The organism is Microbacterium sp., from assembly GCF_036277215.1.
Taxonomy (GTDB): Bacteria; Actinomycetota; Actinomycetes; order Actinomycetales; family Microbacteriaceae; genus Microbacterium.
In genome coordinates this window covers 21,452-27,472 of sequence record NZ_DASUNI010000146.1, presented here as the reverse complement: position 1 = coordinate 27,472, position 6,021 = coordinate 21,452, and the positions used below count along the sequence as shown (strand labels likewise).

The following is a 6,021-nucleotide window of genomic DNA, read 5'->3' as shown; positions in this document are numbered from 1 at the left end:
GACAGCCTCGAAGATCTGATCGGCGGCATGCGAGCGCTCCCCGGAGGCCAGGCGCTCGATGCCGAGCGGGTGCGGTTCGAGGTGGAGGCACGGGACCGTGAGATCGACAACGATTTCACGAAGGACGCACAGATCTCGATGCTGCGCTCGGCACGCGCGTACCGGGGTGACCGCCTCGTGCGCACGGCGCCGCCGCACCGCATCCTGGATCCGCGGTCGGGCCCGCTCATCGCGGTGAAACTGCATGTCCTGACGCGCAAGTCGCTCGGCGGCATCGAAACCGACCTGAGCGCCCGCGCCCTCGCACCGGGCGGCGAACCCGTCCCGGGTCTGTTCGCCGCGGGCGAGGCGAGCGGATTCGGGGGCGGAGGGGTGCACGGCTACCGGGCGTTGGAGGGCACGTTCGCGGGCGGATGCCTGTTCTCCGGGCGCATCGCAGGCCGAGCCGCCGCAGCCGCGGTCTAGGACTCCTCGGCCGTCGCGCGCGTCTCGCGGACGGCAGTCATCCCGGTGCGGGCCGGTCCGCGGACGATGACGTGCCCGCGGGCGAGCGTGAGACGGGTCCACGATCCCGCGGTCCGCACCGCGGCGTCCTCCTCGCCGACGATGAAACCCAGCGTGAAGGCCGCGAAAGCGACTCCGAGCGGAAGCCCGCCGAGCGCGTCGTCGGGCACACCCCAGACCGCCGCGCGCACCGCGCGAACGGCATCCTCTCCAGGGTTCTGCGGAATCGACTCCGCGACCGCGGCGATGCCCCACTGGGCTCGCGCCGCGAGCACCGAGGCGGGTACGACCCCGGACTGTTCCCAGCCGGTCCGCGGAGGCGACACACCGGTCCAGGAGGGTGACAGTCCCACCTCGGGCAGCTGAAGCTGAGCCGCATCGTCGTCGATGGTGGTCAGCTCCGCGGCCTCGATCGCGATGTCGCACTCCAGCTCGGGATCCACCGGCAGTACCCGCATGGCCAGCACCGTGGGTGTCGAATCGAACAGACCGCGCGGTGCGAACGGGGCCGAGGTCATCGTGAGGGTGCCTCCGGCGGCGCGGAGTCGGACCGCGCCGTCTCCGACCCGCGCCGTGCGACCGGCGAACGTCAGAGCGTCCGCGGCGGCGGCGGCGTCCGGGAAGATCAGGCGCTGCGACATCCGCCCTAAACTACCAACCATCGGCGTGCCACCGCCCCGCCCCAGACCGGAGAACCGATGATCGAGACCTCGTGGTGACCGACGCCGCTCAGCCCGCGCCCGAGGACTTCACGCCCGATCCCGACCCGGTCGCCTCGATGCTCGCCGTTCTCGATCTGTCCCGGTCCGGCGCCCGCACCACCGAGGACATCTTCACCGGGGTCTCCCAGTCGATGCCGCTCGGCCGCGTCTACGGCGGTCAGGTGCTCGCGCAGTCGATCGTCGCCGCTGAGCGGACGATCCCCGATGGCAGGTCCGCGCACTCGATGCACGGATACTTCCTCCGTCCCGGAGACGCCTCGCAGGGGATCACCTTCGCCGTGGATCGCATCCACGACGGACGGTCGTTCTCCACGCGTCGCACACAGGCGTTCCAGGAGGGTGTTCCGATCTTTTCGATGATCGCGTCCTTTCAGGACGACGATCCGGGGCTCGAGCACCAGGCCGAGATGCCGTCCGGCCCGCCCGACCCGGAGACCCTGCCCGACGTCGAAGATCACCTCGCGGGGCTGCATCCGATGTCCAAGCGGCTGTTCACCGATCGCCCGTTGGATGTGCGCCACGTCCCCTCGCCGATCTACCTGGCCGTCGAGGGTGAGCGGGTGCCGCATCAGGCGGTGTGGATGCGCACGCGGCGTGCGATCCCCGACGATCCGCGCATCCACCGCGCGGTCCTCGCCTATCTCAGCGACCTCACCATCCAGGAATCGATCCTGCGCGCCCACGGGGTGGCATGGTCGACGCCGGGCCTGAAGGTGGCGAGCCTCGATCACGTTATGTGGTGGCATCGACCCGGCCGGGTCGACGATTGGATGCTGTACGTCCAGGAGTCTCCGAGCGCACGCGGCGGACGAGGGTTGGCCACGGGACGCATCTACGCGCGCGACGGAATGCTGCTGGCCACCGTCGCCCAGGAGATCATGGTGCGGGTGCCGGGACGACCGTCAGCGGAGGGCTGATCCGTCAGCGACGCCGAGCGTACTCGATCGGTGCGTCGACGAACGGCGCCCAGGCGGCGCGCTCGGCGTCGCCCCAGCGTGTCGGACGTCCGGTCTCGGTGTCGACGAGCACCACCACGGCGGATGCACGGGCGTACACCACCGAGGCGGCATCGCCCTGCGGACTGTGCACCTCGTAGCAGACCTCCACGCTGGAGCCGCCGATCCGGCCCACCCACAGCTGAACGTCGAGCGGGCGCTGCCCATACGGGACCGGCCGCAGGTACTCGATCTCCTGCCGCGCGACGAGCGTGGCACGAGCGCCGCCGCCCTCGAGGACGGACATGTCGAACACCGCGGTCGGCGCCGCCTCGGTGCCGTCCTCGGGCCGCCAGAAGGCACGCAGGCGAGCTTCCTCGAGCAGCTTGAGCATCGACGTGTTGTTCACGTGCCCGAGCGCGTCCAGATCGCCCCACCGCAGGTGGATGGGGACATGGAGCCGGCGCGATGCTCCCGACACCGGCTCGTCAGTCACGGGTGAGCTTGCGATATGTCGAACGGTGCGGCTTGGCGGCGTCCGGGCCGAGCCGCTCGATCTTGTTCTCCTCATAGGCCTCGAAGTTGCCCTCGAACCAATACCACTGGTCGGGGTCCTCCTCGGTGCCCTCGTACGCGAGGATGTGCGTCGCGATGCGGTCCAGGAACCACCGGTCGTGCGTGATCACCACCGCGCAGCCGGGGAACTCCAGCAGGGCGTTCTCGAGGCTGCCGAGCGTCTCGACGTCGAGGTCGTTCGTGGGCTCGTCGAGCAGCAGCAGGTTTCCGCCCTGCTTGAGCGTCAGGGCCAGATTCAGCCGGTTGCGCTCGCCACCGGAGAGCACGCCCGCCTTCTTCTGCTGATCCGGGCCTTTGAAGCCGAACTGCGACACGTAGGCGCGCGAGGGGATCTCGACCTTGCCCACCTGGATCCAGTCCAGCCCGTCGCTCACGACCTCCCATAGCGACTTGCCGGGGTCGATTCCGCCCCGGCTCTGGTCGACGTACGAGATGTCGACCGTCTCGCCCACCTTGAGTTCGCCGCCGTCGAGCTGCTCGAGACCGACGATCGTCTTGAAGAGGGTGGTCTTGCCGACGCCGTTCGGGCCGATGATTCCGACGATTCCGTTGCGCGGAAGGGTGAAGCTCAGCCCGTCGATCAGACTGCGCCCGTCGAAGCCCTTCTGCAGCTTCTTGGCCTCGAGGACCACCTGTCCGAGGCGGGGCCCCGGCGGAATCACGATCTCGTCGAAGTCGAGCTTCCGCGTGCGGTCGGCCTCTGCGGCCATCTCCTCATAGCGCGCCAGGCGGGACTTCGACTTGGTCTGGCGTCCCTTGGCGTTGCTGCGCACCCATTCCAATTCGCCGGCCAGGCGCTTGGCGAGTTTGGCATCCTTCTTGCCCTGCACCTGCAGGCGCTCCTGCTTCTTCTCCAGGTACGTGGAGTAGTTGCCCTCGTAGGGATACAGTCGTCCGCGGTCGACCTCGCAGATCCATTCCGCGACATGGTCGAGGAAGTACCGGTCGTGCGTGACGGCGAGGACGGCGCCGGGGTACTTCGCGAGGTGCTGCTCGAGCCACTGGACGCTCTCGGCGTCGAGGTGGTTGGTCGGCTCGTCGAGCAGCAGCAGGTCCGGCTTCTGAAGCAGCAGCTTGCACAGCGCGACGCGGCGCTTCTCGCCGCCGGAGAGGTTGCTGACGAGCGCCTCGGACGGCGGCGTGCGCAGCGCGTCCATGGCCTGCTCGAGCTGAGAGTCCAGATCCCACGCGTCAGCCGTATCGATGGCCTCCTGGAGCGTGCCCATTTCAGCCAGGAGGGTGTCGAAGTCGGCATCCGGATCGGCCATCAGGGCCGAGATCTCGTTGAAGCGGTCGAGCTTCTCCTTGATGGGGCCGACACCCTGCTGCACGTTCTCCAGGACGGTGAGGTGCTCGTCGAGCTCGGGCTCCTGCATGAGGATGCCGACGCTGTAGCCCGGGCTGAGCCTGGCCTCGCCGTTGCTGGGGGTGTCGAGTCCGGCCATGATCTTGAGGATCGTGGACTTTCCGGCACCGTTCGGGCCGACGACGCCGATCTTCGCGCCGGGGAGGAAGGCCATCGTGACGTCGTCGAGGATCACCTTGTCGCCGACTGCTTTGCGGGCACGGACCATCGAGTAGATGTATTCAGCCATATCCTGTCCAGTCTACGGGCCGCCCGACCGCCGAGAATCCCGCCGGCAGCGACGCGGAAGGCGGTTCACCAGTCGATCGGACGGGTCTGTCCGACGAGACAGCTGCCCTCGCCGAGGACCGGTACGACCGCCGTGACCGGGGTGCCCGTCGCGGGGCCGACCTGGCCGACCAGGCACTCGTCACCCCAGCGGACCGAGAACTGGATGCTCTCCGCGGGGTTGCCCACGGTGGTCTGATCCGGTGTGACCTGCATCGCGCTCCTGTCGAAGCCCGCGGCGATGAGCGCGTCGATGTACGCCCTTCCCGCGACGTTGTCCGGCGTCGCCCACACAGCGGCGATCACGTCCGAGAAAAGCGGAAGGTTCTCTTCAGCTGTTCCCTCGGGAACGAGCGCGCGCTCGGTCGGCAGGGCGGGTGAGGGCGTGGCGGACGCTGACGGAGCGGCACTCGCGGACGGTTGCGCGCTGAGTGTCGGCGCCGCATTCGAGCATCCGGCGAGTGCGAGCGTCACTCCAACTGCGAGCCATGCCAGCGACGTTCCCACACTGCGCGCACGACGAGGCTCGGAGTGGTGGGGCGACACGGTCAGAGTCTACGGCGCACCACACCGGCCCCTGTTTCGCACCTCAGAACGGTGTCTCCGCTCCGGTGAGCGCCAACACCGGTTTCTCGGAGTCGAAACCGCCCGCAGCCCCTTCGTCGTTCACCGCTTCCCCGCTCGATTCCGCGTGCCCGGTCTGTTCGAGGCCGGGCGTCGCCCACGACTCTTCGGACGTCGAGCCCGGAGCCCACGCGTCGTCCGACTGCGGTGCGGACGATCCGGATACCGGAACGTCGCGTGTGAAGCTCGTCGTGCCCCACAGCAGGTCGTGGCCGATCGCATCGACGTCGATTTCGACGGCAGTGCCGCGCTTTTCGCCCGATTCCCATCTGCGCACACGCAACCTACCGGTGAGGATCACGCGGTCCTTCTTCTTCAACGAGTCGAAGGCGTGCTCGGCGAGCCGCCGGTAGGCCGAGACGGTGTACCAGCTGGTCTCACCGTCGACCCATGCCCCGGTCGCGCGGTCGAGCCTGCGCTGCGTGCTCCCCACCCGGAACGTGGTGATCGTCAGGCCGTTCGCGTTCTTCTTCTCGGGGTCGGTTCCGATGATTCCGACGATGGTGATGGTGTCGCTCATGTCAGTCCTTTCCGCCCGAGGACGGTCCTCGGGTTGCGCCGGTGCCCGAGTGCCCGTCGGACACCGGCGCACTCTCAGGATCTTTCGGCGGCCGAGCCGATGAAGCCGTGCGAGGCGCCTCTGCGGAAAGCCCGACCGCCGGGCGGACTGGGGAGGAGGCGTGGAGCAAGCGGCTACCGCTCCGGGAGGGCGGCGATGTCGGAGGTCGTACTTATCTTCGAAGGAGAAAGGATCTCCGTCATGCGCACTCTTCTCGAAACTCCCACTGCCGACGTCCCGCACCTGTCCCGCGGGTCGCGCGTCCGTCTCGTCGCGGCTGCACCATCGCTGTGGCGCATCGTCGACCGAAGCGGCCGGGTGATCGGCCACCTGCAGGAGATCCGTCGCGGCGATGACGTCCGGTTCAGCGCGCGGCGATTCCACGCACCGAGCCGGGCATTCCGTGAGCTCGGGGAGTTCTGGTCGGCCGACGACGCCGTCGAGTGCGTGACGTTCGCTCGTTGACCG

8 protein-coding genes are annotated in these 6,021 nt (G+C 68.7%); 3 read left to right on the top strand and 5 right to left on the bottom strand.

Annotation, left to right across the window (positions count from 1 at the left end; genetic code table 11):
- The coding region (locus VFX99_RS07580; protein ID WP_329665685.1) for an FAD-binding protein at positions 1-465 on the top strand (465 nt) is incomplete at its 5' end.
- Here the strand turns inward: VFX99_RS07580 and VFX99_RS07575 are convergent.
- Complete coding sequence (locus tag VFX99_RS07575; protein WP_329665684.1) at positions 462-1,145, bottom strand: hypothetical protein; 684 nt, start codon at positions 1,143-1,145, stop codon at positions 462-464. The two genes, VFX99_RS07580 and VFX99_RS07575, sit on opposite strands and share 4 nt — an antisense overlap.
- Before the next feature lie 137 nt (positions 1,146-1,282).
- Between VFX99_RS07575 and VFX99_RS07570 the strand changes: the two genes are divergently transcribed.
- The gene (locus tag VFX99_RS07570; RefSeq protein ID WP_329665689.1) at positions 1,283-2,143 is read left to right on the top strand and encodes an acyl-CoA thioesterase II; all 861 of its coding nucleotides are present in this window, start codon (positions 1,283-1,285) and stop codon (positions 2,141-2,143) included.
- Positions 2,144-2,147: 4 nt separating this feature from the next.
- Here the strand turns inward: VFX99_RS07570 and VFX99_RS07565 are convergent, their stop codons facing one another.
- The 4 genes from VFX99_RS07565 to ssb form a co-directional block, all read right to left on the bottom strand.
- Positions 2,148-2,657 carry a thioesterase family protein gene (locus tag VFX99_RS07565; protein WP_329665683.1) on the bottom strand — a complete coding sequence of 170 codons (510 nt, stop codon included), beginning with the start codon at positions 2,655-2,657 and terminating at the stop codon, positions 2,148-2,150.
- Positions 2,650-4,332: an energy-dependent translational throttle protein EttA gene (gene ettA, locus VFX99_RS07560; RefSeq protein ID WP_329665682.1), complete on the bottom strand. Its 1,683-nt coding sequence runs from the start codon at positions 4,330-4,332 to the stop codon at positions 2,650-2,652. Before ettA ends, VFX99_RS07565 begins: the two co-directional genes overlap by 8 nt.
- Positions 4,333-4,397: 65 nt before the next feature.
- Positions 4,398-4,916, bottom strand: coding sequence for a DUF6993 domain-containing protein (locus VFX99_RS07555; protein ID WP_414684338.1), 519 nt, complete (start codon positions 4,914-4,916; stop codon positions 4,398-4,400).
- Positions 4,917-4,959: 43 nt separating this feature from the next.
- Positions 4,960-5,514, bottom strand: a complete 555-nt coding sequence (gene ssb / locus VFX99_RS07550; RefSeq protein WP_329665681.1) for a single-stranded DNA-binding protein — start codon at positions 5,512-5,514, stop codon at positions 4,960-4,962.
- Positions 5,515-5,754: 240 nt separating this feature from the next.
- Between ssb and VFX99_RS07545 the strand changes: the two genes are divergently transcribed.
- A complete protein-coding gene (locus tag VFX99_RS07545; protein ID WP_329665680.1) occupies positions 5,755-6,018 on the top strand; it encodes a hypothetical protein in 264 nt (87 codons plus the stop codon).
- Positions 6,019-6,021 lie beyond the last annotated feature (3 nt).

Bases quoted from the DNA above. Each gene is read 5' to 3' on its own strand.
- VFX99_RS07570 (WP_329665689.1), top strand. From the start codon at position 1,283: ATGCTCGCCGTTCTCGATCTGTCCCGGTCCGGCGCCCGCACCACCGAG.
- VFX99_RS07575 (WP_329665684.1), bottom strand. From the start codon at position 1,145: ATGTCGCAGCGCCTGATCTTCCCGGACGCCGCCGCCGCCGCGGACGCT.
- ettA (WP_329665682.1), bottom strand. From the start codon at position 4,332: ATGGCTGAATACATCTACTCGATGGTCCGTGCCCGCAAAGCAGTCGGC.
- VFX99_RS07545 (WP_329665680.1), top strand. From the start codon at position 5,755: ATGCGCACTCTTCTCGAAACTCCCACTGCCGACGTCCCGCACCTGTCC.
- ssb (WP_329665681.1), bottom strand. From the start codon at position 5,514: ATGAGCGACACCATCACCATCGTCGGAATCATCGGAACCGACCCCGAG.